The sequence below is a fragment of the Bradyrhizobium sp. 62 genome, from assembly GCF_023073035.1.
Taxonomy (GTDB): Bacteria; Pseudomonadota; Alphaproteobacteria; order Rhizobiales; family Xanthobacteraceae; genus Bradyrhizobium.
Genome location: NZ_JADPIT010000014.1, coordinates 267,927 through 292,933 on the forward strand (window position 1 = coordinate 267,927; position 25,007 = coordinate 292,933).

Genomic DNA, 25,007 nt, shown 5'->3' on the forward strand with positions numbered 1-25,007 from the left:
CAGCACGCAGAACTGGCCGTCGCCGACATCGACGTTGACGCCCTTGATGGCCTCGAAGCCGCCGGGATAGGTCTTGCGGACGTTGCGCAGGGTGACGTTAGCCATGGGATCTACTTTTCCGTCTCCACGAGTCCGCGCACGAACAATTTCTGCATCACGACGACGACGAAAACCGGCGGCAGCATCGCAAGCACGGCGGTCGCCATCACGATCGGCCATTCGGTCAGCGCGTCGGTGGTGGTGATCATCTTGCGGATGCCGACCTGGATGGTCTGCATGTCGTCGCGGGTGGTGATCAGCAGCGGCCAGAGGTATTGATTCCAGCCGAGGATGAAGAGGATCACGAACAGCGCCGCCATGTTGGTGCGCGACAGCGGCAGCAGCGTGTCCCAAAAGAAGCGCAGCGGACCGGCGCCGTCGATGCGCGAGGCCTCCAGCAGCTCGTCGGGCACGGTCATGAAGAACTGGCGGAACAGCAGCGTCGCGGTGGCCGAGGCGATCAGCGGCAGTGAGAGGCCCGCATAGCTGTCGAGCATGTGCAGATCTGCGACGATCTTGTAGGTCGGATAGATGCGCACCTCGACCGGCAGCATCAGCGTGATGAAGATGATCCAGAAGATAGGCATCCGGAACGGAAACCGGAAATAGACGATCGCGTAGGCCGAGATGATCGAGATCGCGATCTTTCCGACCGCGATCAGCAGCGCCATCACCAGCGAGTTCAGCATCATGTTGCCGACGGGCTCGCGGGTCGATCCGCTCGTGCCGACGAAAATGGTCTGGTAGTAGACGTCGAAGAAATGACCGCCCGGCAGCAGCGACATCTGCCCGTTGGCGATCAGCGCGTTGTCCTGGGTCGAGGCGACGAACGCGATGTAGACCGGGAAGGCGACGATCGCGATCCCGATCCAGAGGATGATGTGGGCGACGTAGCGCCGGAAGCCCTCTTCCTCGACCATCAGTAGGTCACCTTGCGTTCGACGAAGCGGAACTGGATTCCGGTCAGCACGATGACCATGACCATCAGGATCACCGATTGCGCGGCCGAGCTGCCGAGATTGCCGCCGAGCAAACCGTCGGAATAGACCTTGTAGACCAGCGTGACCGTCGACGTTCCGGGACCGCCGCGGGTCATCGTGTCGATGATGCCGAACGTGTCGAAGAAGGCGTAGACGATGTTGACCACCAGCAGGAAGAAGATGGTCGGCGACAGCAGCGGGAAGGTCACGGTCCAGAACCGCCGCATCGGACGGGCGCCGTCGATCGCGGCGGCCTCGAACACGCTCTTCGGGATCGCTTGCAGGCCGGCGAGGAAGAACAGGAAATTATAGGAGATCTGCTTCCACGCGGCGGCGAGGATGATCAGCGCCGCGGCCTGGTCGCCGTCGAGCAGCGGATTCCAGTCGATGCCCATGTTGCGAAGATAGCGCGAGAGCACGCCGAGCGAGGGATGCAGCATGAAGATCCAGAGCACGCCGACCACGGGCGGCGCCACCGCATAGGGCCAGATCAGGAGCGTGCGGTAGAGCATCGAGCCACGCAGCGGCTTGTCCGCCATCACGGCGAGCAGCAGCGCGAAGGACAGCGACGAGACGGCGATGGCGAACGAGAACAAGAAGGTTCGGACGATCGCCTCGAAATAGGCCGCGTCCTTGAACAGCTCGATGTAATTCTCGAACCAGACAAAGGTGGTCGACAGACCGAACGCATCCTGGAGCAGGAAGGACTGGATCACCGCCTGCAGGGCCGGCCAATAGAAGAAAATCAGGACGATCGCGAGCTGCGGCGCAACCAGCGCGTACGGTAATAGCCTTGACTGGAAAATGGCTTGCTTTTGCATGATGCCAGCAGAGCGGCAGGCCGGGTCGCGGCCTGCCGCTCATTGCCTCACTTGACGGCGGTCTTTTCGAACTGCCGCAGCATCGTGTTGCCGCGCTCGACGGCGGCATCCAGCGCCTGCTTGGCGGTCTTCTTGCCGGCCAGCGCCTGCTCGATCTCTTCCGACCAGACGTCACGCAGCTGCACCATGTTGCCGAGGCGCAGGCCGCGCGAGTTCTCGGTCGGCTCCTTGTTGGTCAGCTCGAGCAGCGGGGTCTCGAGATAGGGCTGATCCTTGTAGAAGCCCTCTTCCTTCGCCTTGGCATAGGCCGCCTTGGTGATCGGCAGATAGCCCGAGGCCTTGTGGATATAGACCTGGCGGTCGGTGTCTGAGAGGAAGGTCAGGAACTTCGCGACGCCCTTGTATTCCTCGGCCGACTTGCCGCCCATCACCCACAGCGAAGCGCCGCCGATGATCGAGTTCTGCGGGGCGCCCTTGACGTCGGGATAATACGGCATCGGCACGGCGGTGAAGGCGAACTTGGCCTGCGCCTTGACGTTGCCGAAGAAGGCCGACGAGGTCAGGTAGATCGGGCACTCGCCGGAAGTGAAGCGACCCTCGCCGGTGTTGGTGCGGCCGGCGTAGTCATAGGTCTTGGTCTTCTGCAGCTCGACCAGGGTTTCGAGATGCTTGACCTGAAGCGGTCCGTTGAACTCGAGCACGGTGTCGAAGCCGTCGAGGCCGTTGGCCTTGCTGGCGAGCGGCACGTTGTGCCACGCCGAGAGCTGCTCGAGATTGACCCAGGTGATCCAGGAGCCCGAGAAGCCGCAGGTGTCGTGACCGGCAGCCTTCAGCTTCTTGGCGGCCTCGAACGTTTCGGGCCAGGTCTTCGGAATCTCGACGTTCGCCTTCTTCAGCTCGTCGAGGTTGACCCACATCACGGTCGAGGACGAGTTGAAGGGGAATGAGAGCATCTCGCCCTTCGACGTCGAATAATAGCCGGTGATGGCGGGCAGGTAGATCTTGGGGTCGAATTTCTCGCCGGCGTCGGCCATCAACTTGTAGACGGGCTTCACGGCGCCGGTCGCGGCCATCATGGTCGCGGTGCCGACTTCGAACACCTGCATGATATGCGGGGCGTTGCCGGCGCGGAACGCCGCGATGCCGGCGTTCATCGTATCGGGATAGTTGCCCTTGTAGGTCGGGATCACCTTGTAGTCGCTCTGCGACGCGTTGAAGTCGGTGGCGAGCTTGACGATGACGTCGTTGTTGGCGCCGGTCATCGCGTGCCACCACTGGATTTCGGTCACGGCCAAGGCCGGTGAGGCCGATAGTCCAACCGTGAGTGCAATAGCGGCAGCCGCTCCAAAGTGTCGAAGAGCCATCAAGTAAACCTCCCTTGGGCCGTCAAAAATGATCGCTTGCGCTAGCAGCGCCATATGACGTTCACATGACTGTGTAAGCGGCCGAAACGAAAGCGGCAAGCGCTGGAAAAGGGAAGCTGTCAAATAGGCGAATGCCGCGCGCGCAGCGTCCTCCGTTCGCGATGCACAGAGCGCCCGCACCGCAGTGCGGCATTGCCGTCGGATGAGGAAGGCGAGGCGCTAGCGCTTGCGCTCGGGTCCGCAGACCGTGCCCTGCTCGACCATCGCGTCGATCTCGGACCTGGAGTAGCCGAATTCGCCCAGCACCTCGGCCGCGTGCTGGCTGAATTTCGGCGGCAGGCGCCGCAGGCTCGGCTTGCTGCGATCGAGCCGGATCGGGGATGCCACGCCCTTGTACCAATCCTTCTCGATGATATCGCCGCGCGCGATCGTGTGCGGGTTGGTCAACGCCTGGTCGATCTTCTGCACGGGCCCTGCTGGCAGGCCCGCGGCGAGCAGGCGATTGCACAGCGGCTCGGCCTCGTGCTGGCTGAACACGGCGGCGAGCTCGGCCCGCAGTGCCTCGCGATTGGCGATGCGGTCCTTGTTGCGCGCAAAGCGCGGATCGGTGCCGAGCTCGGGCTTGCCGATCTCCTTGGCGAGCTTGCGGAAGGTGCCGTCATTGCCGACGCCGATGAAGATGTTGTCGGTCTTGGTCGGGAAGATCGCATAGGGCACGAGGTTGGGATGCTCGTTGCCGGTGAGCGACGGCGGCTTGCCATGCATGAAATAATTCGCGGTGTGCGGATGCATGATGGCGAGACCGGTCTCGTACAGTGTGGTCTCCAGGAATTGGCCCTGGCCCGAGCGCTGCCGCTCCGACAGCGCCATCAGGATGCCGATCGCCGCATAGAGGCCGGTGCCGATGTCGACCAGCGGCACGCCGATCCGCATCGGTCCGCTCTCGGGCGAGCCGGTCGCCGCGATCATGCCGGTCATGGCCTGGATGATGGCGTCATACCCGGGATTGCCGCCGCGCGGGCCGTCGGCGCCGAAGCCGCAGATCCGGCAATGCACGAGGCGCGGGAATTTTTCGCGCAACACCTCGTTGCCGATGCCCCATTTCTCCAGCGTGCCCGGCTTGAAGTTCTCGATCAGGACGTCGGCGCTCTCCAGCATCTTGAGCAGCACGGCCCGGCCGCCCTCGGAGGCGAGGTCGAGGCCGATCGAGCGCTTGTTGCGGTTGATGCCGATGAAATAGGCCGCGTCTTCTTCGTGGAAGGGAGGGCCCCAGTCGCGTACCTCGTCGCCGGCGGGCGGCTCGACCTTGATCACGTCGGCGCCATGGTCGGCGAGGATCTGGGTGCAATAGGGACCGCCGAGCACGCGCGTGAGATCGATGACGCGCAGGCCGCTCATTGCGCCTGTGGCAGCTCCAGAACTGGCGGCTTCAGTCATCCCTTCGCGTCCCCTGTGTCGATGTGATCACAGGCCTAACGAGGTTCGTCCGGGCCGGCAATGGCTTCCCGCGTAGGGCGTCATGCAGGCCGCTCGCCGCAATCCCGCGGGATGGCAAATCATGGGAAGCGGCCGGCCCGAGGGGATCCCGGGCCAGCCGCTTCAGCTACCCGTTCAGACGACCGTCAGGCGAACGTCGACATTGCCGCGCGTCGCGTTGGAATACGGGCACACCTGGTGCGCCTTCTCGACCAGCGCCTCGGCTTCCGCGCGGGCGAGGCCCGGCAGCGAGACGGCAAGGTCGATGTCGAGACCGAAGCCGCCGGCCGCGCGCGGGCCGATGCCGACGGTCGAGGTCACGGAGGCGTCGGCCGGAACCTTGGGGCCGCCCTGCGAGGAGACGAACTTCATCGCGCCGATGAAGCAGGCGGCATAGCCCGCCGCAAACAGCTGCTCGGGATTGTTGCCGGTACCGCCTCCGCCGCCGAGTTCCTTCGGCGTGGTGAGCTTGACGTCGAGCGCGCCATCGAGGGTCGCGGCATGGCCGTCGCGGCCGCCGGTGGCCTTTGCGCTGGTCTTGTAGAGGACGTTCACTGACACTTTCGTCTCCCTGTGTTTCTCGGGTGGGGTGCGATCCTTATCGCAAGCAATTAGATTGTGCGCAATTTAAATTACGGTGCCTCACATTTAATTGTTCGCAATTGAATATGCCGCCGGCCGGCCCCAGAATGGAGCAAGTCCCGTGAGATTCTCGATGCCCCGGAAACATTCGGCAGCGGACGCGCCGCTTCGCCTCGATAACCAGATCTGCTTCGCGGTCTATTCGGCCGCGCATGCCTTCAACCGCGTCTACAAGCCGCTGCTGGACCGGCTCGGCCTGACCTATCCGCAATACCTGGTGATGCTGGTGCTGTGGGAGCGCGACGACGTGCCGGTGAAGAGCATCGGCGAAAAGCTGCACCTGGATTCGGGCACGCTGACGCCGCTGCTCAAGCGGCTCGAGGCGGCCCATCTCGTCAAGCGCACGCGCTCGAGCGAGGACGAACGTCAGGTGCTGATCGCGTTGACGCCGCAGGGCCACGCCTTGAAGGACAAGGCGCGCGCCGTGCCGCAATCGATCCTGGCGGCGACGGACTGCTCGGTCTCGGAACTGGTCGCGATGAAGGACGAGATCGTGGCGCTGCGCGATCGGTTGAATGCGGTGATTGGGGGGTAGGGGTTAGAAGTGCGTGCTTAGGACAGCCGCTTCTTTGTGAAGGCCCGGCCGGAGTGAGACTTCAGGTACGCTTCAAAAGCGAGCGCTTTGTACTTGTCAGGGAAAGCGCAGTACCAGATCAGCTTCCAAGGCTTGAACTTGGCGGTGTGGGTGGATTTGCCAGCATTGTGCTCTGGAATCCGGCGCTTCAGATCTTCCGTAGCCCCAACGTATTCCTGCTCAGGACATTCGATGCTGCGGAGGATGTAGACGTACCACATTGACGATTATCGCCTGGGCAGCCGCTGTGTCGGAATCTCACCAGTCCGTCTTCGCCCTTCGGGCTTCGCCGGACACCACGCTTCGCCCTTCAGGCTGTGCGCGGCTGCGCCACGCGTAGCCTGAAGGGCGAAGCGTGGTGGAGCCAGGCGGGATCGAACCGCCGACCTCGTCATTGCGAACGACGCGCTCTCCCAGCTGAGCTATGGCCCCTTAACCGTCCGACGCGCCTTGGGCGACGCGTCGGGAAAGACCCAGAACCACAGTTCTGGAATTATCTCAAGTCTCTTCGTCACCGCCGACATCACCAATGATGTCGGTCACGTCCTCATCGCCTTCTTCGTCGTCGGCGATAAAGGTCGAATCGTCGTCGTCATCGTCCTCGATGGTCTCATCGACTTCGATGTCGTCCTCGGATTCGGGCACGACGGCCTTGACCTTGCCGGTGTTCTCCTCCGCATCGGCCTCCTCGAGCGAGACCTCCTCGACCTCCGCCGGCTCCGGCGTGGCGTCGGCGGCAGCGGCAGCGTGGCGGGCTTCGGCGCCGCGGGGTGCGCGAGCCGGCGCGATGGGCGCGATCGGCACGACTTCACCGGTATAGGGCGAGATCACCGGATTCTTGTTGAGGTCATAGAACTTTTTGCCCGTGGTCGGGCAAATACGTTTAGTTCCGAGTTCGGACTTGGCCACGGCAGAGGAATCCTGGAAATGTCTGAAAAGCGGTGCTTCACTTGGCTAGTTGGCGGCCCGCTGTCAATAGCGCATTGCGGGAGAACGACATGCCCGTGACGGCGGGGAGGCCATGTGGTACCTGCCCCGCGAGTCCCGCAGGGACGTTTCGGGCCTATCCAAGGACACAAAGTTGACCGATTCCGACAAGCCGACGCCGCTCCAGTCGCGCGCCAGCGGCCCCCTGACCGGGAAAGTACGGGTGCCCGGAGACAAGTCGATCTCCCACCGTGCCCTCATCCTCGGCGCGCTCGCGGTCGGAGAGACGCGGATTTCGGGCCTCCTCGAGGGCGAGGACGTGCTTAACACCGCCAAATCCATGCAGGCGCTTGGCGCCAGGGTCGAGCGCACAGGCGATTTCGCCTGGAAGGTGAACGGCGTGGGTGTCGCGGGCTTCGCGGAGCCCAAAGTGCCGCTGGATTTCGGCAACTCCGGCACCGGCTGCCGGCTCGTCATGGGCGCCGTCGCGGGCTGCCCGATCTCTGCGATTTTCGACGGCGATGCCTCGCTGCGCACCCGGCCCATGCGCCGGATTCTGGACCCGCTGGAAAAGATGGGTGCGAAGGTCGTCTCCGGCGGCGAGGGCGGCCGCCTGCCGCTGACCGTCCAGGGTGCGCGCGATCCGCTGCCGATCACCTACAAGACCCCAGTCGCCTCGGCCCAGATCAAATCCGCCGTGCTGCTCGCGGGCCTGGCCGCGCCCGGCATCACCACGGTCATCGAGACCGAGGCGAGTCGCGACCACACCGAGCTGATGCTCAAGCATTTCGGCGCCGAGATCAGCTCGGTGCAGGAAGGTCAGCACGGCCGCCGTATCACGCTCGTGGGGCAGCCTGAGCTGCATGGGGCCAATGTCGTCGTGCCCGCCGATCCCTCGTCGGCGGCGTTCCCCATCGTTGCTGCGCTGATCGTCGAAGGTTCCGACCTCGTCCTGTCTGATGTCATGACCAATCCGCTGCGCACCGGTCTTTTCACCACGCTGCGCGAAATGGGTGCCTCGATCGAGGAAAGTGAAGTTCGCGGCGACGCCGGCGAGCCGATGGCAAAGCTGCGCGTACGCGCCTCGAAATTGCGCGGTGTCGAGGTGCCGCCGGAGCGCGCACCGTCGATGATCGACGAATATCTGGTGCTGGCGGTGGCGGCCGCCTTCGCCGAGGGCACGACCATCATGCGCGGCCTCCAGGAGCTCCGCGTCAAGGAATCCGACCGTCTCGAAGCCACCGCCGCCATGCTCCGCGTCAACGGCGTCAAGGTCGAGGTCTCCGGCGACGATTTGATCGTCGAAGGCCGCGGCCACGTTCCCGGCGGCGGCGTCGTGGCCACCCACATGGACCATCGCATCGCGATGTCCGCGCTGGTGATGGGCTGCGCGTCGGACCAGCCGGTGACCGTCGATGACACCGCCTTCATCGCCACCAGTTTTCCGGATTTCATCCCGATGATGCGTTCGCTTGGGGCCGAGTTTTCATGATCATCGCCATCGACGGACCCGCGGCGTCGGGCAAGGGCACGCTCGGCAAGCGTCTTGCCCACCATTACGGCTACCGTCACCTTGATACCGGCGTTATCTATCGCGCGGTGGCCTATTCCCTGATGCAGTCCGGGCATGATCTCCGGGACGAGGCAGCTGCGGTCGCTGCGGCGTTGGAACTCGATCCCGAGAAGTTCGGCAATCCCGCCTTGAAGACCCAGAAGGCCGGCGAGGGCGCCTCCATCGTCTCGGCGATCCCAAGGGTGCGCGAGGCCCTGGTCAGCTTTCAGCGGCAATTCGCCGCCGATCCGCCCGGCGCCGTGCTCGACGGTCGGGATATTGGAACCGTGATCTGCCCCCATGCCGACGTGAAGATCTTCGTCGTGGCCGACCCCAAGGTCCGCGCCCGCCGCCGGACCATGGAGGCCAAGGCGCGGGGCGAGGAGGCCGACGAGGCGGCCGTGCTCGCCGACATCATCCAGCGCGACGAACGCGACAAAAACCGGGCGATCGCGCCCCTGAAGCCGGCCGCGGATGCTTACTTGCTAGATAACTCCCAACTGGATATAGAAGGCGGCGTCCGGGCCGCCATCGACATTATCGAGGCCGTCCGAGCGGGCCGGTCGCGGGGTTAAGCCGCTGCCGTCATTGGAGGAAGCGCCCGCTCCCGCTCTTTGAGGTCGATACTCTCGGTCCCTGCTTGGGGCCGACGCGATCCAGGTTCCGGACAAAAGATTTCCACGTATCGAATGCGCGGGCCTCAGCCGGCCCGCTTCCGCTGTTCCGCCCTCCAGGTCGGAGCAGCGAGCGGTCGCTCGAAGGTTCTGCGGACCTTCCGACACTGCGCGTACGGTGCGCCCAAGAACCCAACGGCCGGCATGACATCCGCAACTGGAGAACAAATGGCTTCGACTTCTGCTGATACCTATAGCCCGTCGCGCGACGATTTCGCCGCGATGCTCGACGAGTCCTTCGCAGGCGGCAACCTGCAGGAAAGCTCAGTCATCAAGGGCAAGGTTGTTGCAATCGAAAAGGACATGGCCGTCATCGACGTCGGCCTGAAGACCGAGGGCCGCGTTGCCCTGCGCGAATTTTCCGGCCCCGGCCGCGACAGCGAGCTCAAGGTCGGCGACGAGGTTGAAGTGTTCCTCGATCGGATCGAGAACGCTCTCGGCGAAGCCGTGCTGTCGCGCGACAAGGCGCGCCGCGAAGAGAGCTGGGGCAAGCTCGAGAAGGCCTTCCAGAACAACGAGAAGGTCAACGGCGTTATCTTCAACCAGGTCAAGGGCGGCTTCACTGTCGACCTCGACGGTGCCGTGGCCTTCCTGCCGCGTTCGCAGGTCGACATCCGTCCGATCCGCGACGTTGCGCCGCTGATGAACAACTCGCAGCCGTTCCAGATCCTCAAGATGGACCGTCGCCGCGGCAACATCGTCGTGTCGCGCCGCACGGTTCTCGAAGAGACTCGCGCCGAGCAGCGTCAGGAGCTGGTGCAGAACCTCGAAGAGGGTCAGGTCATCGACGGCGTGGTCAAGAACATCACCGATTACGGTGCGTTCGTTGATCTCGGCGGCATCGACGGTCTGCTGCACGTCACCGATATCGCGTGGCGCCGCGTCAACCATCCGACCGAAGTGCTCTCGATCGGCCAGACCGTGAAGGTCAAGATCATCAAGATCAACCACGAGACGCACCGCATCTCGCTGGGCATGAAGCAGCTGTTGGACGATCCGTGGCAGGGCATCGAAGCCAAGTACCCGCTGGGTGCCCGCTTCACCGGTCGCGTCACCAACATCACCGACTACGGCGCGTTCGTCGAGCTCGAGCCGGGCATCGAAGGCCTGATCCACGTCTCCGAGATGTCGTGGACCAAGAAGAACATGCACCCCGGCAAGATCGTTTCGACCTCGCAGGAAGTCGAAGTGCAGGTGCTGGAAGTGGATTCCGTCAAGCGCCGCATCTCGCTCGGCCTCAAGCAGACCATGCGCAACCCGTGGGAGGTCTTCGTCGAAGGTCACCCGACCGGTTCGACGGTCGAGGGCGAAGTCAAGAACAAGACCGAGTTCGGTCTGTTCCTGGGCCTCGAGGGCGACGTCGACGGCATGGTCCATCTCTCCGACCTCGACTGGAAGCAGCCGGGCGAGCAGGTGATCGACAACTACAAGAAGGGCGACATGGTGAAGGCCGTGGTGCTCGATGTGGACGTCGAGAAGGAGCGTATTTCGCTCGGCATCAAGCAGCTCGAAGGCGACCCCTTCGCCGAGCCGGGCGATGTCAAGAAGGGCGCGGTCGTGACCTGCGAAGTGATCGAAGTGAAGGAGAGCGGCATCGAGGTGAAGATCACCGGTACCGACTTCACCACTTTCGTGAAGCGCTCGGAGCTCGCTCGTGACCGCAACGATCAGCGCGCCGAACGCTTCGCCGTCGGCGAGAAGGTCGATGCCCGCGTGATCCAGTTCGACAAGAAGGCCCGCAAGGTCCAGGTGTCGATCAAGGCGCTCGAAGTCGCCGAAGAGAAGGAAGCCATCGCGCAGTACGGCTCCTCCGATTCGGGGGCGACGCTCGGCGACATCCTCGGCACCGCGCTCAAGAACCGCGACACCAAGTAAGCGAAACGCAGGTTTCTCTGCATCAAAGCCCCGGCGCAAGCCGGGGCTTTTTTGTCGTCCCGGCGAAGGCCGGGACTCATACCGCGTGACCTATCGATGATGGGCGGTAGGAGTGCCGAGGCCACGGGTCTTCGCCGAACTACTCCCTGTGGTTATGGGTCCCGGCCTTCGCCGGGACGACACTGAGTGTGTCGCTACGTCGTGGCCCATGCCGCAGCCGGCCTTGTTTTCTTCTAATTGCGCCGCAATTGATGTATCCAGATAAGCCAATGCTGACGCTGCGACGGCACAACGCGCTTGGCCTTTCATTTGGAGATATTGAGATGTCGCTCGATTCGGACATCATCGTCGATCGCCGCAGGATCCGCCGCAAGCTGACGTTCTGGCGCGTATTGGCCGCGCTGATCGCGGTCGCGGCGATCGCAGGTTTCGCGCTGGTCGCGACGCCGGGTGCGCGCGGCACGTTCGCGTCCGCCGGCTCGATCGCGCGGGTCCAGATCGACGGCCTGATCCGCAGCGATTCCGATCGCACGCAGGCGCTGGAACGGCTGGAGAATTCGCAGGCTGCCGCCGTCATCGTTCACGTCAATTCGCCGGGCGGCACCACCGCCGGCTCCGAGCAGCTCTATGATTCGCTGGTACGGCTGAAGGCAAAGAAGCCGCTCGTCGTGGTCGTCGAAGGCCTCGCCGCCTCCGGCGGCTACATCACCGCGATCGCGAGCGATCACATCATCGCCCAGCAGAGCTCGCTGGTCGGCTCGATCGGCGTGCTGTTCCAATTCCCGAACGTCTCGGAGCTGTTGAAGACCGTCGGCGTCAAGGTGGAGGAGGTAAAATCCACGCCGCTGAAGGCCGCGCCCAACGGTTTCGAGCCGACCAGCCCCGAGGCACGGGCGGCGCTCGATGCGCTGGTGAAGGATTCCTATGCCTGGTTCAAGGGATTGGTGAAGGAGCGGCGTGGCATGGATGACACGCAGCTCGAGAAAGTGGTTGATGGCCGTGTCTTCACCGGACGCCAGGCCATCGATCTCAAGCTGATCGATCAGATCGGCGACGAGAAGACCGCGGTGACCTGGCTGGTCGAGCAGAAGGGCGTCAAGAAGGGGCTCTCCGTGCGCGATTACAAGCTGCAGCCGCGCTTCAGCGATCTGCCGTTCCTCAAGACGGCGGCCGCAGTGACGCTGGAAGCACTGGGTTTAGGCTCGATTGCGCATCAAATCGCGCAAACCGGCGTCGTGCAGGCGGTTGATCGGCTCGGAATGGATGGAATGCTCGCCTTGTGGCAGCCGGCGGCGTCGAACTGACCGGAACCGGGCGAGCCCCAGAGGTTTTTCCCGTTCGGCGCGTGCAGGGCCAGCCTGCTTTTTCGGCATTTGTCACGTATTTTCACGACGCTCAACCTTCATTTAGCGTCTTGACAGATCACGGTATTTTCACGGAAATGGTCGTCCGCACGCTCCCGGGTCCTATCTCTCGATGATCAAATCCGAACTTGTTCAGCGTATCGCCGAGCACAACCCGCATCTGTACCAGCGGGATGTCGAGAACATTGTGAATGCGATTCTCGAAGAGATCGTAGCGGCTCTCGCGCGCGGTGACCGCGTCGAGTTGCGCGGCTTCGGTGCCTTCTCGGTCAAGCATCGCCCTGCACGCGCAGGGCGCAATCCGCGCACCGGCGCCCATGTGCCTGTCGATCAGAAGAGCGTTCCGTTCTTCAAGACCGGCAAGGAAATGCGCGAACGGCTGAATCGCGACCATCCGGATCCAGGCGCGCCAGACTGAGGTCCACCTCAGGGTTTCCCGCGGTCGCCAGCGATGCGGCCGCAACCTTGATTCAAGGCGAGCGAGCCGAGATGCGAAAATTCCTGACCGCGCTGGTCGTGATTCCGCTGGGCCTGATCCTGATGGTCTTTGCCGTCGCCAACCGGCATTTCGTCACGGTCTCGTTCGATCCCTTCGTGTCCAACGACCCGTCATTCTCGGTCACGCTGCCGCTGTTCCTGCTCCTGATCGTGGTGGCTGCGCTCGGGGTGGTCGCGGGTGGTTGTGCCGTCTGGTTGGGCCAGCGGCACTGGCGGCGTGCTGCGCGCCGGCATGACGCGGATGCGCGGGCCGCGCGAGGCGAGCTGGCCGATCTGCGGGCCCAGTCTGCCGCAGCAAGGCCTGAGTCCCAGCGCCTCCCCGTTCCCTCCGGGGTGGGGCTTTACGGGTCCGTCGGGCGAGACAAGCAGCGCGCGACGTTGTAGAAGCGGCCGCAACCGAAAAGCCCGTTTTCCGGCCGCGGACCTGCGGCCTCCATTTGCTTTGAGCCCATATCCGTCGAGAACATGTCCTTGCTCGTCAAAATCTGCGGCCTGTCCACGCCCGAGACGCTCGAAACGGCGCTCGAGGCGGGTGCCGACATGGTGGGTTTCGTGTTCTTCCCGCCGTCGCCGCGACATTTGTCGCTGGAAGCCGGCCGGGAGCTCGGCCGGCAGGTGAAGCGGCGCGCGCTCAAGGTCGCGCTCACCGTCGATGCCGACGATGCCACGCTCGACAACATCATGGACGCGCTGTCGCCGGACATGTTCCAGCTTCATGGCACGGAGAGCGTGGCCCGGCTGCGCGACATCAGGCAACGGTTCGGTCGTCCGGTGATGAAGGTCGTGCCGGTCGCAACATCAGCCGATCTCGCCGTGCTGCCCGGTTACGCAGAGGTTGCCGAACGCATCCTGTTCGATGCGCGCGCACCGAAGGACGCAACGCGGCCGGGCGGCCTCGGTGCACCGTTTGATTGGCATCTGCTCGGAAACCTGGAGCTCGCGGTGCCGTATATGGTCTCGGGCGGCCTCAGCGCCGACAACGTCGCCGAAGCCGTTCGCGTCACCCGGGCCGGTGGCGTCGACGTCTCCTCCGGTGTCGAGAGCGCCCCAGGCGTGAAAGACCCCGAGATGATCAAGGCCTTCATTCGCGCCGCGCGCGCAAGCCAAGATGCAAGTCAAGAGTTGAGCGTCCGATGAATGTTGTAAAACCCAATTCCTATCGCAGCGGCCCCGACGAGCGCGGCCATTTTGGCATTTTCGGCGGACGCTTCGTTGCCGAAACCCTGATGCCGCTGATCCTCGATCTGGAGAAAGCCTACACCGAGGCCAAGGCCGACCCGGCCTTCCAGACCGAGATGAACGGCTATCTCAAGAATTATGTCGGCCGGCCCTCGCCGCTCTATTTCGCCGAGCGTCTGACCGAGCATCTCGGCGGCGCGAAAATCTACCTCAAGCGCGAAGAGCTCAACCACACCGGCTCGCACAAGGTGAACAACGTGCTCGGCCAGATCATGCTGGCGCGACGCATGGGCAAGAAGCGCATCATCGCCGAGACCGGCGCCGGCCAGCACGGTGTCGCCACCGCGACGCTGTGTGCGCGCTTCGGCCTGGAATGCATCGTCTATATGGGCGCCGTCGACGTCGAGCGGCAGCAGCCCAACGTCATCCGGATGGAGATGCTGGGCGCAACGGTCATTCCAGTGCAGTCGGGCACGCGCACGCTGAAGGACGCCATGAACGAGGCGCTGCGCGACTGGGTCACCAATGTGCACAACACCTTCTACTGCATCGGGACGGTCGCGGGTCCGCATCCCTATCCGACGCTGGTGCGCGACTTCCAGTCGATCATCGGCAACGAGACCAAGGCGCAGATGCAGGAGATTGAAGGCCGGCTGCCGGATTCGCTGGTCGCCTGCATCGGCGGCGGCTCCAACGCCATGGGCCTGTTCCATCCGTTCCTCGACGATTCCACCGTCGAGATCTTCGGCGTCGAAGCTGCGGGCCACGGACTGACGCAACTGCATGCGGCATCGATCGCGGGCGGCCGTCCCGGCGTGCTGCACGGCAACCGCACTTATCTGCTGATGGATGCGGACGGCCAGATCCAGGACGCGCATTCGATCTCCGCCGGCCTCGACTATCCCGGCATCGGCCCCGAGCACTCCTGGCTGCACGAGATCGGCCGCGTGAACTATCTCTCCGCGACCGACGACGAGGCGCTCGCAGCGTTCCAGTTGCTGTCAAAGCTGGAAGGCATCATCCCCGCGCTCGAGCCGGCACATGCCATCGCCAAGGTGATGGAGCTCGCGCCGAAGCGGACAAAAGATCACCTGATGGTCGTCAACCTCTCCGGCCGCGGCGACAAGGACGTCCCGCAGGTCGGCGAGATCCTGAGGGGCAAGAGCAAGTGACCACGCGTATCGACACCCGTTTCGCCGAGCTGAAGAAAGCCGGCCGCGCGGCCTTTGTCACTTTCGTGATGGCCGGCGATCCCGATCCGGCGACCTCGCTCGAGATCATCAAGGCGCTACCGAAAGCGGGCGCCGATGTGATCGAGCTCGGCATGCCTTTCACCGATCCGATGGCCGACGGTCCGTCGATCCAGGCGGCAGGCCTGCGCGCGCTCAAGGCCGGCATGACGCTGAAGAAGACGCTCGATCTCGTGCGCGGCCTCCGCAAGGACGACAACACCACACCCATCGTGCTGATGGGCTACTACAACCCGATCTACATCTATGGCGTCGACAAATTCCTGGCCGATGCGAAGAGTGCCGGCATCGACGGCCTCATCATCGTCGACCTGCCGCCGGAAGAGGACGACGAGCTCTGCCTGCCCGCGATGAAGGCCGGCCTCAACTTCATTCGGCTTGCAACGCCAACGACCGACGACAAGCGTCTGCCGGCGGTGCTCGCCAACACTTCAGGCTTCGTCTACTATGTCTCTATCACCGGCATCACCGGCGCTGCGGCCGCGGACTCCACGGCCGTCGGCGAGGCAGTTGCCCGTATCAAGCGGCACACAAAACTGCCGGTCTGCGTCGGCTTTGGCATCCGTACACCGGAGACCGCCCGCGCGATTGCCTCGCATGCCAATGGCGCCGTGGTCGGCACCGCACTGGTCGACGCCCTCAAGAACAGCCTCGATGCGGACGGGCGCGCCACCGGCAAAACCGTCAACGCCGTCGCCGAGCTGACGGCGGCACTGGCCCAGGGCGTCAAAGGCGCGCAACAGGCGGCGGAATAGGCCATAATTCCGCTGCCAAATCCGACGAGCAAGTCCGACGAGCAAGGCGGACGATACGGCGGCTTGCCGGGCCGGGTCCCGGCCGCCATATATCCCTTCAGGTGGTCCCCAGGCGGGATCGCACATCGGAGCAAACCATGAACTGGCTTACCAACGTGGTCCGGCCGAAGATCCGCAACATGCTGCGGCGGGAGACGCCGGAGAATCTGTGGATCAAGTGCCCGGATTCCGGACAGCTCGTGTTCTACAAGGACGTCGAAGCCAACCAGTTCGTCATTCCCGGCTCGAACTATCATATGCGCATGAATGCGGTGGCGCGTCTGAAGTCGATTTTCGACAACGAGACCTGGTACGACGTCGCGCTGCCTGACGTCACGCCCGATCCGCTCAAGTTCCGTGACGAGAAGAAGTACGTCGATCGCATCAAGGATGCCCGCGCGCGGACCAATCTGAACGACGCGATCAAGGTCGGCTACGGCAAGCTCGAAGGTGCCGCCGTCGTCGTCGCCGTGCAGGATTTCGACTTCATGGGCGGCTCGCTCGGCATGGCCGCGGGCGAAGCCATCGTGCGCGGGCTCGAGCTCGCGGTCGAGAAGAAGTCGCCCTTCATCGTGTTCGCCGCCAGTGGTGGCGCGCGCATGCAGGAAGGCATCCTGTCGCTGATGCAGATGCCGCGCACCACGGTCGCGGTGCAGATGCTGCGTGAAGCAAAACAGCCTTACATCGTCGTGCTGACCAATCCGACCACCGGCGGGGTCACCGCATCCTATGCGATGCTCGGCGACGTGCAGATCGCCGAACCGGGCGCGCTGATCGGTTTTGCCGGCGCGCGCGTGATCGAGCAGACCATTCGCGAAAAGCTCCCCGAGGGTTTTCAGCGCGCCGAATACCTCAAGGAGCACGGCATGATCGACATGGTCGTGCACCGCCACGAATTGCGTCCGACCCTGGCGCGGCTCTGCCGACTGTTGACCAGGGCGCCGGCGCTTGAGACCGCGTCAAAGCCGGTGCAGCCGGTCGTCAGTCCGGCGCAGATCGTATCGGCTCCCGAAACGGCGCCGGCCGCGCCGCACGCGTGAACGCTTCCTCCGACCGCGCAAAGCCGCCGCTCGACGAATTGATCGGGCGGCTGTCGGCCCTGCACCAGAAACGCATCGATCTCGGGCTGGAGCGGATGCACCGCCTGCTCGACCGGCTCGGTCATCCCGAGCGCAAGCTGCCGCCGGTGATCCACATCGCCGGTACCAACGGCAAGGGCTCGACGCTCGCTTATCTGCGCGCGACGCTGGAGGCCGCCGGCCTGCGCGTCCACGCCTACACGTCGCCCTATCTCGTTCGCATCAACGAATGTTTCCGGCTCGGCCGCGTCGGTGGCGGTGTGCTGGTCGGCGACGACGAATTGCGCGCGGCGCTGGAACAGGTCGAGCGTGTCAATGCCGGCGAGCCGGCCACCGTGTTCGAGCTCAAGACGGCGGCGGCGTTTCACCTGTTCGCGCAGAACCCCGCCGATGTGGTTCTGCTGGAGGTCGGCCTTGGTGGCCGGCTCGATTCCACCAACGTCGTCGACGCGCCGGCAGCCTGCGTGATCACGCCTGTCAGCATGGACCACTTGGATTTTCTGGGCGACACCTTGACGTCGATCGCGGGCGAAAAGGCCGCGATCATCAAGCGCGGCGTGCCTGTGGTTTGCGCGGAGCAGTCGGCTGAGGCGATGGCCGTGATCGAGGCGCAGGCCAAGCGCATGCGCGCCCCATTGTTTGCCGCGGGCGAGAGCTGGCACGTCAACGTCGAAAACGGGCGGCTGGTCTATTCCGACGAGCGCGGCCTGATGGATCTCACGGCGCCGCGTCTGTTCGGCCGCCACCAGTTCGACAATGCCGGCCTCGCGATCGCGACGCTGCGGGCCACCAACGCCTTCAAGATCAGCCAGGCGGCATTCGAGGCCGGGATCGTCGGCGCGGAATGGCCGGCACGGATGCAGCGCATCGCGTCGGGCGAGCTGCTCGCTCTCGGCCCTCAGGGATCGGAGATCTGGCTCGACGGCGGCCACAATGCGGAGGGCGGACGCGTCGCGGCGGCCGCGCTTGGCGATCTCGAAGAGCGGGTGTCGCGGCCGCTGGTCGTGATCGCCGGCATGATGGCCAACAAGGACGCGCAAGCCTTTCTCGCCAATTTCGCCGGTCTGACCCGCCACATCATCGCGGTGCCGATTCCTGACACCGACAATGCCATGCCGGTCGACCGGCTCACGGATGCCGCCCGCAGCCTCGGCATGCGCGTCGAGCCCGCGCCCGGCGTCGAGGCCGCACTGCGCGCCTTGGCGAAGCTCGCCTACGAAGTGCCGCCGCGCATCCTGATCACCGGCTCGCTCTATCTCGCCGGCCACGTGCTCGCCATCAACGGCACGCCTCCTTTATAGTCTTCGCTCCATCCGGGCTACAGGAAGACCCATGCGTTTTGCCGCGATTGCCGACGTCCACGGAAACTACCTCGCGCTGGAAGCTGTGCTCGCCGACATCCGCGCGCAGGGCGTCTCCGACATCGTCAATCTCGGCGATATGCTCAGCGGCCCGCTCGATGCGCGCCGCACGATCGAGATTCTGATGAAGCTCGACGCGGTGCACGTGCTCGGCAATCACGATCGCTATCTGCTCGACCGTCCTCCGGAGAAGATGGGCTCGTGGGATCGCCCGGCCCATGCCGCGCTCGATGCCGCGCAACTCGACTGGCTGCGCGCGCAACCGGCGACGCGCGTGTTTCGCGAGCAGGTGTTCCTCTGCCACGCGACGCCCGACAGCGACGAAGTCTATTGGCTCGATACCGTGCATCCCGACGGCGCGATGGCGCTGTCGCCGCTCGATCGCATCGAAGAGTTTGCGCAAGGTATCGCGCAATCGCTGATCCTGTGCGCCCACACCCATCTCGCCCGTGCCGTACGACTTCGGGACGGAAGGCTGATCGTCAATCCCGGCAGCGTCGGCGGCCCAGGTTTTCGTGACAAACATCCTTTCCCGCATGTCGTCGAGGCCGGCACACCGCACGCGCGCTATGCGATTCTCGAGCTAACCGATGGCGCCTGGCAGGTCACGTTCCGCCATGTCGTCTACGATCACGAGATGATGGCCGCGCTCGCTCGCCGCAACGGCCAGCCGGAGTTGGCGAACGCGCTGGCGACGGGATGGCTCGGATAGTTGCCGCTCCATCTGGGCTACAGCTGTTTCAACAGCTTTATCGGGTCCACCACCTTCTGCTTCAGCTGCTCGAAGCTGCATTGCCGCGGGGCCTTGTCGGGGCGCCAGCGCAGGATCGAGGTACCGTGGCGAAAGCGGTCGCCGCTGAAATGGTCGTAGCAGACCTCGATCACGAGCTTCGGCTTGAGCGGACACCACTTCGCAGACCGCTCGGTGGACCAGCGGCTCGGCCCGCCCGGCGCGTTGCCGGTGAAGCCCGGCTCGCCGATCAGCGCCTCTAACCGATCGGTCAGGTCAGGCTTTTCCGTCGCCTTGATTGCCGAGGTGAAACCGACATGGTGCAGGAGACCTCCGTCGTCATAGAGTCCGAGCAGCAGCGACCCGACCACCTTGCGGCCGGCGATCTTGTTGGTGGCATAGCGGAAGCCGCCGACCACGCAATCGGCGCTGCGGAATTTCTTGATCTTCTGCATGCCGTCGCGATTTCCCGCCTGGTAGGGCAGGTCGACGCGCTTGGCGATGACGCCGTCCGAGCCGCCACCGGATTGCGCCAGCCACTTTTTCGCAATGGCGTAGCTCGTCGTCGCCGGTGAGAGGCGGAAGATGCTGCCTTTCAGATTGGCTTTGGCAAACGCTTCCAGCGCCGGCCGCCGTTCGCTCAGCGGCTGCTCGGCAAGCTGTTTCTCCCTGGTCGTCGCAAGCAGATCGAAGCCGAGATACAGCGCTGGCGTTTCCTCCGAGAGCTTCTTCACACGGCTCGCCGCAGGGTGAATGCGTTGCAGCAGCGCGTCGAAGGAAAACCGCTTGCCATGCGGCACGACGATCTCGCCGTCGAGCGTGAAGCGATCCGCCTTCAGCTTCAGCGCTGCGGCGACGATCTCGGGGAAATAGCGCGCGAGGTCTTCGCCGGATTTCGAGCGCAGGTCAATGCTGCCGCCGTTGCGCGACAGCAGGCAGCGGAAGCCATCCCATTTCGGCTCGTATTGCCACTCCTTGCCGCGCGGGATCGCATCGACCGAGCGCGCCTCCATCGCCACGAGAGATGTCGATTTTCGCGCGCGTCTTGCAGGGGAAGGCACAGGCAGGACTCGTCTTACGCTGGAACTGTCCCATCAACGCAAAACGGCCGGCTTTCGCCGGCCGTTTCCAAAAATAATTTCGTGCAGGCGCGGATCAGACCGCGGAGGTGATCCACTGCTGCAGCTTCGCCTTCGGCGCAGCGCCGACCTGACGAGAGGCCATCTCGCCGCCCTTGAAGATCATCAGGGTCGGGATCGACATCACGCCATATTTCGACGCGGTCTTCGGGCTCTCGTCGACGTTGAGCTTCACGATCTTGACCTTGTCGCCCATCGCGCCGGCGATCTCGTCGAGCGCGGGTGCGATCATGCGGCAGGGGCCGCACCACTCGGCCCAGAAATCGACGACCACGGGGCCGTTTGCCTTGAGCACTTCGGCTTCGAAATCGGTGTCAGAAACCTTACCAACGGCCATGGGAGTACCTCGTACCTGAGAGAAGGGCGCGACGGGAATCGCGCCCGAGATCATGGCGTCAACCTATGAATGGCTCCTTGCCGGGTCAAGGACGCTCACACCGAGATGAAGAGATGCCAGCGCCGCGTCCAGCGCGGGAGCCGAAATCTCCATATATTCAAGGGCCTCGGTCCAGAGCAGGACGGCGCGGACCGGCTTTTGGGGATAAAGCTTCGAAAGCACCGCCCGGTACAGCGCAAGCTGCCGGACATAGGCGGCGGGCGCTGCGGCGGCGCTCTTGGGAGCCGACTGATTGGTCTTGAAATCGGCGATCAGGACCTCATCCGGCCGAACGACCAGCCGGTCGATCTGGCCGGACACCAGTGCCGGGGCGTGGCCCGGCCGTTCCAGCCGGCCGACGATCGCGACCTCCGCCCGGCTGCCGGCGGCAAACACCGGCGCAAACCGCGGCTCGGCGATCAAGGCGAGCACCTTGTCGGCCAGCGCGGCGCGGTCAGCCTCCGCCCAGTCCGCGGCATTGCGCGCCATGAAGCCGAGCGCGGCCTCGCGCCGGCGCTCAGTGGCGATGTCGGGGAGCGATTGCAGCAGCCGATGCACCAGCGTGCCGCGTTGCAGCGCGAGCGCGCGGGACTGCACTGATTCGCCCGACAGCACGGCGCGGCCGTCCCCGGACGGCTGGCCGGAGGGGCGCACCGGATCGTCGTCGATGGTCTCGCGCGGTGCCCGTGTCCGCAGCCAGTCCGGAAGCGCGGTCCCCTGGTCCAAGGACGCCGCGGGCGTGCCCAGCGCCACGACATCCTCCGGTCGGGAGAAGCGCGTCACCTTTCCCAGCGGCGTCTCGATCGTCTCTTTCGCCAGGCCCGAGCCGGCGAGCCCGGTGTCGACCAGATCGTACCAGCTCAGCTTGCGGACCGTCTTCATGTTGCCGGGCATGCAGCCGCCGACGATGAGCCGGTCGGCGGCGCGCGTCATCGCAACGTAGAGCAGGCGGCGATATTCGTCCTCGGTCTCCTCGAGCATCGCCTTGCGGGCGTCGGCGACGGGCTTGGGATCGTCCGCCTTGCGTCCGGCCCAGACCACCACCTCGCCGCCATTGCCGCGCGGGACCTGGATCAGCCGCAGCCGCTGCGAATCCGCGGGCGACGATGTGGTGTCGACCATGAACACGACCGAGGCCTCCAGGCCCTTGGCGCCGTGCACGGTCATCACCCGCACCTCGTCGCGCGAGATCTCCATGTCGCGCTTCACCTCGGTATCGGCCGAGCGCAGCCAGGCCATGAAACCCTGCAGCGAGGCCGGCGCCTTGCGCTCGTAATTCAGCGCCAGCTCCAGGAATTCGTCGAGCGCGTCATTGGCCTCATGGCCGAGCCGGCGCAGCATGCGCGCGCGTCCGCCGTCGCCCCCGAGCAGCCAGGCGTAAAAGGCGAACGGCGTCTCCTCGCGGGCTCGGGTTTCGCACGCTTCGAGGCGTCGCAACGCTGCGGTGAATTTTTCGCTTGTCGCGGCATGCTCGCCAAGCGCGCGGCGCAGCGATCCCTTGCGATTCCAGGCCAACTGGAACAGATCGTCGTCGTCGAGCCCGAACAGCGGACTCTTCAGCGCCACCGCGAGCGCGAGATCGTCCTGCGGCAGCAGCAGCGCGTCCGCAAGATTCATCAGGTCGATGATTCCAATGTGCTCGGTGAGCTTGAGCCGGTCGGCGCCGGCGACCGGAACATTGGCGTGCTTCAGCGCCTGGATCACAGCGTCGAACGCATTGCCGCGCCGCCGCACCAGGATCAGCATGTCGCCATAGCGCAAGGGACGGCGCTCGCCTTCGTGCCCGGTGAGCGTGCCGCTTTCGACCAGCCGCTTGATCTCGGTCTGGATGCGGCGCGCGAGCTTCACCTCGGGGCTGGTGGCGGCGACGCCGTCGAACGGCGCGCGCCAGCCCTCGATCTCCTGCCTGTCGTCGGCCTCCGCAAGGTCCCACAGCTCGATCACGCTGGGACCGGCATCACCGAGTGCATTGTGCAGAGGATGACCAGTCTCGAGCGAATGGATACTCTTGTAGATCGCGGGCTCGCGGAAGACGTGGTCGACCGAATGCAGGATCGCAGCGCCAGAGCGGAAGGAATAGGTGAAGGCGACCGGATCGAATTTCAGTCCGGCGGCCGTGAACTTGCGGTGCAGCTCGCGCCGGCGCGCGTCGAATTCTCGGGGCTGAGCCCCCTGAAACGAGAAGATCGACTGCTTCTCGTCGCCGACAGCGAAGACAGTGCGGTTCAGGCCCTCGCGCGCACCTTCGCCGGCGGTGAACTCCGAGATGATGTGCGCGACGATGTCCCATTGCCGCGGACTGGTGTCCTGGGCTTCGTCGATCAGCACGTGATCGACGCCGCGGTCGAGCTTGTAATGCACCCAGCCGGAGGAAACGCGGTCGAGCATCGCGAGCGTCTTGTCGATGAGATCGTCATAGTCAAGCAGACCGCGCTCCTGCTTTTCGCGGCGGTAGTTTGCGGCAGCCGCCGTCGCGATATGCAGCAGGGCGGCGGTGCGGTCCCGCATGGTCACCGCACGGCGCTTCTCGATCAACCCACTGACGCGCTGCGCCTCGTTCTCAAACAGGCGGGCGACGGACGGGTTGTGGTCGCAGAACTTCTTGGTCAGCACCGCCTTGCGCGGCAGCTTTTCGTCGGTCAGGAAAACGCTGAGAAAGGCATCGACCTGCGCGCCGCCGGAAAACACCTTTGCCTCGCGAAGCCGGCAGGCCTGGTCGTTGTCGGATTTGCTGCCGTCCTCCAGTGCAAAAGCGATGTCATCCCAGCGCGATCGCGGCAGGAATGGACCGTCGACAATCTCGGTCTCGACGTCCTCAATCCGATCGCTCGCGTCCACGCCCAGCGCGGCCGCCATCTGCGCCGCAGCCAGCTCCGCGCTGCCGGCTTCATCGGTCCAGGCCATGAAGTGATCGTGGCTCAGGCAAGCCTCGCGCACCACTTCCTTGAAGGTGACATCGGCGGCGCTCGCCATCGCGGTCAGCAGCGCGCGGCCGGTGACGCTGTCAGGGTCGCGCGCGGCCTCCAGCAGCACCTTCAGATTGGCGCGTTCCATCATGTCGGTCTGGTCGCGCTCGTCGATCACGGCGAAGCGCGCGGGGACATTGGCCTCGAACGGAAACTGCTGGAGCAGGCGGGTGCACAGCGCGTGGATGGTCTGCACCTTCAGCCCGCCCGGCGTCTCCAACGCACAGGCGAACAGCTTCCGTGCGTCGCGCCGCAATTTTGCAGTGGGGTGCGGGATGCCGACCGCGCGAATCGCTGCATCGAGTGCGGTGTCGTCGAGTGTCACCCAATGCCCGAGCGTGGTGAACACGCGCTCGGCCATGTTGGCGGCGGCCGCCTTGGTGAAGGTGATGCAGAGAATCTTTTCCGGCGGCACGCCCGCGAGCAGCAGGCGGATCACCCGCTGCACCAGCACATGGGTCTTGCCCGAGCCGGCATTGGCCGACACGAAAGCCGAGGCGGTCGGATCCGATGCGCGCGCTTGTCGCGCGCGCACTTCATCCGGGATAGGGCGCGGTGCCTTCACCATTCCTCGATCCCCAATCCGCCGGCCGCGGACCATTCCTTGATCCGGGCAAGATCGTCATAGGCGCCGTAGCGGTTGGTCCACATCGGCAGGTTCAACGAGGTGTAGGGCTGGTTCTCGTCCTCGAAGGCGCGGATCAGCGCCTCGAGCTTGGCCCTGGCCTCGGCAGCCGCGGTGTCCGGCGGCTGTGGCTCGTCGCCTTGCCTATATTTGAGCTCGAGAATGCGTTCTTCGCCCGGCGGATTGTTGCCGCTCAGGCGAACATAGACGAGCTGGCTCACGGACGCGCCGGCGTCGATGTCGGGAAAACCGCCCTCGCGCAGGATTGCGGCTTCCAGCGTGAGCTGCGGCGACAGGCCCATGCGGACCTGCTTGCCGGTCGGCGGCTGGCCGGTCTTGTAGTCGAGGATGACGTATCCGCCGCCCTGGCGCCGTTCGATGCGGTCGGCGCGGGCGGAGAGACGGAAGCTGCGCCCATGGTCGAGCGGGATCGAAATCTCGCCGCGAGTTTCCGCGGCGATCGCCTCGATCGCGTCGCGCCGCGCCGTTTCCCATTCGCCGAACCAGCGCGCGATGCGCTGGAAGCGCGGCCACCACAGCGCCCGCGCCTCGGGTCGCTCCATCAGCGGCGCGAAGTATTTTTCGCCGATCGCGCGCAGCACCCTCGCGGGATCGTCGGGCAGATTCGTGGCGTAGCGTTCCGTGAACTCCCCGAGCGCATCGTGGATCGCCGAGCCGCGGTCGGCGGCCGACAGCGGCATGTCGACGGGATCGAGCGCGTC

Annotated in this window: 24 protein-coding genes and 1 tRNA gene; 13 read left to right on the forward strand and 12 right to left on the reverse strand. The window is 64.7% G+C overall.

Going from position 1 to position 25,007, the window contains the following annotated elements:
- Positions 1-110: 110 nt before the first annotated feature.
- From ugpE to IVB47_RS09895, 5 genes are all read right to left on the reverse strand, one after another.
- Positions 111-959 carry a sn-glycerol-3-phosphate ABC transporter permease UgpE gene (gene ugpE / locus IVB47_RS09875; protein ID WP_247461268.1) on the reverse strand — a complete coding sequence of 283 codons (849 nt, stop codon included), beginning with the start codon at positions 957-959 and terminating at the stop codon, positions 111-113.
- Positions 959-1,840: a sn-glycerol-3-phosphate ABC transporter permease UgpA gene (ugpA, locus tag IVB47_RS09880; protein ID WP_007603953.1), complete on the reverse strand. Its 882-nt coding sequence runs from the start codon at positions 1,838-1,840 to the stop codon at positions 959-961. Before ugpA ends, ugpE begins: the two co-directional genes overlap by 1 nt.
- A 47-nt stretch (positions 1,841-1,887) precedes the next feature.
- The gene (gene ugpB / locus IVB47_RS09885) at positions 1,888-3,204 is read right to left on the reverse strand and encodes a sn-glycerol-3-phosphate ABC transporter substrate-binding protein UgpB (RefSeq protein WP_027566173.1); all 1,317 of its coding nucleotides are present in this window, start codon (positions 3,202-3,204) and stop codon (positions 1,888-1,890) included.
- Positions 3,205-3,423: 219 nt separating this feature from the next.
- Positions 3,424-4,641, reverse strand: coding sequence for a CaiB/BaiF CoA-transferase family protein (locus IVB47_RS09890; protein ID WP_247461271.1), 1,218 nt, complete (start codon positions 4,639-4,641; stop codon positions 3,424-3,426).
- Positions 4,642-4,815: 174 nt separating this feature from the next.
- Positions 4,816-5,241: an organic hydroperoxide resistance protein gene (locus IVB47_RS09895; protein WP_247461273.1), complete on the reverse strand. Its 426-nt coding sequence runs from the start codon at positions 5,239-5,241 to the stop codon at positions 4,816-4,818.
- A 154-nt stretch (positions 5,242-5,395) separates the two neighbouring features.
- On the opposite strand from IVB47_RS09895, the gene IVB47_RS09900 reads away from it, so the two are divergent.
- The gene (locus IVB47_RS09900) at positions 5,396-5,857 is read left to right on the forward strand and encodes a MarR family transcriptional regulator (protein WP_247461275.1); all 462 of its coding nucleotides are present in this window, start codon (positions 5,396-5,398) and stop codon (positions 5,855-5,857) included.
- A 17-nt stretch (positions 5,858-5,874) separates the two neighbouring features.
- Here the strand turns inward: IVB47_RS09900 and IVB47_RS09905 are convergent, their stop codons facing one another.
- From IVB47_RS09905 to IVB47_RS09915, 3 genes are all read right to left on the reverse strand, one after another.
- Entirely contained in the window at positions 5,875-6,117 is a 243-nt protein-coding gene (locus tag IVB47_RS09905; protein WP_247461277.1) for a GIY-YIG nuclease family protein, read from the reverse strand.
- A gap of 135 nt (positions 6,118-6,252) precedes the next feature.
- Positions 6,253-6,328: transfer RNA gene (locus IVB47_RS09910), tRNA-Ala, on the reverse strand.
- A 66-nt stretch (positions 6,329-6,394) separates the two neighbouring features.
- Positions 6,395-6,805, reverse strand: coding sequence for a TIGR02300 family protein (locus IVB47_RS09915; RefSeq protein ID WP_007598417.1), 411 nt, complete (start codon positions 6,803-6,805; stop codon positions 6,395-6,397).
- A gap of 172 nt (positions 6,806-6,977) precedes the next feature.
- Here IVB47_RS09915 and aroA point away from each other — a divergent pair, with 172 nt between their 5' ends.
- The 12 genes from aroA (at position 6,978) to IVB47_RS09975 (ending at position 19,161) form a co-directional block, all read left to right on the forward strand.
- Positions 6,978-8,315: a 3-phosphoshikimate 1-carboxyvinyltransferase gene (gene aroA / locus IVB47_RS09920; RefSeq protein WP_247461279.1), complete on the forward strand. Its 1,338-nt coding sequence runs from the start codon at positions 6,978-6,980 to the stop codon at positions 8,313-8,315.
- A complete protein-coding gene (gene cmk / locus IVB47_RS09925; protein WP_027514724.1) occupies positions 8,312-8,950 on the forward strand; it encodes a (d)CMP kinase in 639 nt (212 codons plus the stop codon). Before aroA ends, cmk begins: the two co-directional genes overlap by 4 nt.
- Positions 8,951-9,217: 267 nt before the next feature.
- On the forward strand, positions 9,218-10,924 hold the full coding sequence (gene rpsA / locus IVB47_RS09930; RefSeq protein ID WP_027566167.1) for a 30S ribosomal protein S1: 1,707 nt from the start codon (positions 9,218-9,220) through the stop codon (positions 10,922-10,924).
- A gap of 323 nt (positions 10,925-11,247) precedes the next feature.
- Positions 11,248-12,228 (forward strand): signal peptide peptidase SppA, encoded by a 981-nt coding sequence (gene sppA / locus IVB47_RS09935; RefSeq protein WP_247405051.1) that lies wholly within the window; start codon positions 11,248-11,250, stop codon positions 12,226-12,228.
- 172 nt (positions 12,229-12,400) lie between these two features.
- A complete protein-coding gene (locus tag IVB47_RS09940) occupies positions 12,401-12,706 on the forward strand; it encodes an integration host factor subunit beta (RefSeq protein WP_007598410.1) in 306 nt (101 codons plus the stop codon).
- Positions 12,707-12,777: 71 nt separating this feature from the next.
- Complete coding sequence (locus IVB47_RS09945; RefSeq protein WP_247285093.1) at positions 12,778-13,170, forward strand: lipopolysaccharide assembly protein LapA domain-containing protein; 393 nt, start codon at positions 12,778-12,780, stop codon at positions 13,168-13,170.
- Between the two features lie 81 nt (positions 13,171-13,251).
- Positions 13,252-13,923, forward strand: a complete 672-nt coding sequence (locus tag IVB47_RS09950) for a phosphoribosylanthranilate isomerase (protein ID WP_027566164.1) — start codon at positions 13,252-13,254, stop codon at positions 13,921-13,923.
- Complete coding sequence (gene trpB / locus IVB47_RS09955) at positions 13,920-15,137, forward strand: tryptophan synthase subunit beta (protein WP_247461281.1); 1,218 nt, start codon at positions 13,920-13,922, stop codon at positions 15,135-15,137. Before IVB47_RS09950 ends, trpB begins: the two co-directional genes overlap by 4 nt.
- Complete coding sequence (gene trpA, locus IVB47_RS09960) at positions 15,134-15,970, forward strand: tryptophan synthase subunit alpha (RefSeq protein WP_247461283.1); 837 nt, start codon at positions 15,134-15,136, stop codon at positions 15,968-15,970. Before trpB ends, trpA begins: the two co-directional genes overlap by 4 nt.
- Before the next feature lie 137 nt (positions 15,971-16,107).
- Positions 16,108-17,049 (forward strand): acetyl-CoA carboxylase, carboxyltransferase subunit beta, encoded by a 942-nt coding sequence (accD, locus tag IVB47_RS09965; protein ID WP_018455765.1) that lies wholly within the window; start codon positions 16,108-16,110, stop codon positions 17,047-17,049.
- Entirely contained in the window at positions 17,046-18,389 is a 1,344-nt protein-coding gene (locus IVB47_RS09970; RefSeq protein WP_247461285.1) for a folylpolyglutamate synthase/dihydrofolate synthase family protein, read from the forward strand. The genes accD and IVB47_RS09970 overlap by 4 nt, the downstream gene beginning before the upstream one ends.
- 31 nt (positions 18,390-18,420) lie before the next feature.
- On the forward strand, positions 18,421-19,161 hold the full coding sequence (locus tag IVB47_RS09975) for a metallophosphoesterase family protein (RefSeq protein ID WP_247461287.1): 741 nt from the start codon (positions 18,421-18,423) through the stop codon (positions 19,159-19,161).
- A gap of 17 nt (positions 19,162-19,178) precedes the next feature.
- Here IVB47_RS09975 and IVB47_RS09980 read toward each other — a convergent pair whose 3' ends face one another.
- The 4 genes from IVB47_RS09980 to IVB47_RS09995 form a co-directional block, all read right to left on the reverse strand.
- Positions 19,179-20,192: an ATP-dependent DNA ligase gene (locus IVB47_RS09980; protein ID WP_247461373.1), complete on the reverse strand. Its 1,014-nt coding sequence runs from the start codon at positions 20,190-20,192 to the stop codon at positions 19,179-19,181.
- 142 nt (positions 20,193-20,334) lie between these two features.
- Entirely contained in the window at positions 20,335-20,655 is a 321-nt protein-coding gene (gene trxA / locus IVB47_RS09985; RefSeq protein WP_007598398.1) for a thioredoxin, read from the reverse strand.
- A gap of 63 nt (positions 20,656-20,718) precedes the next feature.
- The gene (gene addA, locus IVB47_RS09990) at positions 20,719-24,228 is read right to left on the reverse strand and encodes a double-strand break repair helicase AddA (protein WP_247461289.1); all 3,510 of its coding nucleotides are present in this window, start codon (positions 24,226-24,228) and stop codon (positions 20,719-20,721) included.
- Positions 24,222-25,007: PD-(D/E)XK nuclease family protein (locus IVB47_RS09995; protein ID WP_247461291.1), on the reverse strand; the 786-nt coding region annotated here is incomplete at its 5' end. The genes addA and IVB47_RS09995, both read right to left, overlap by 7 nt.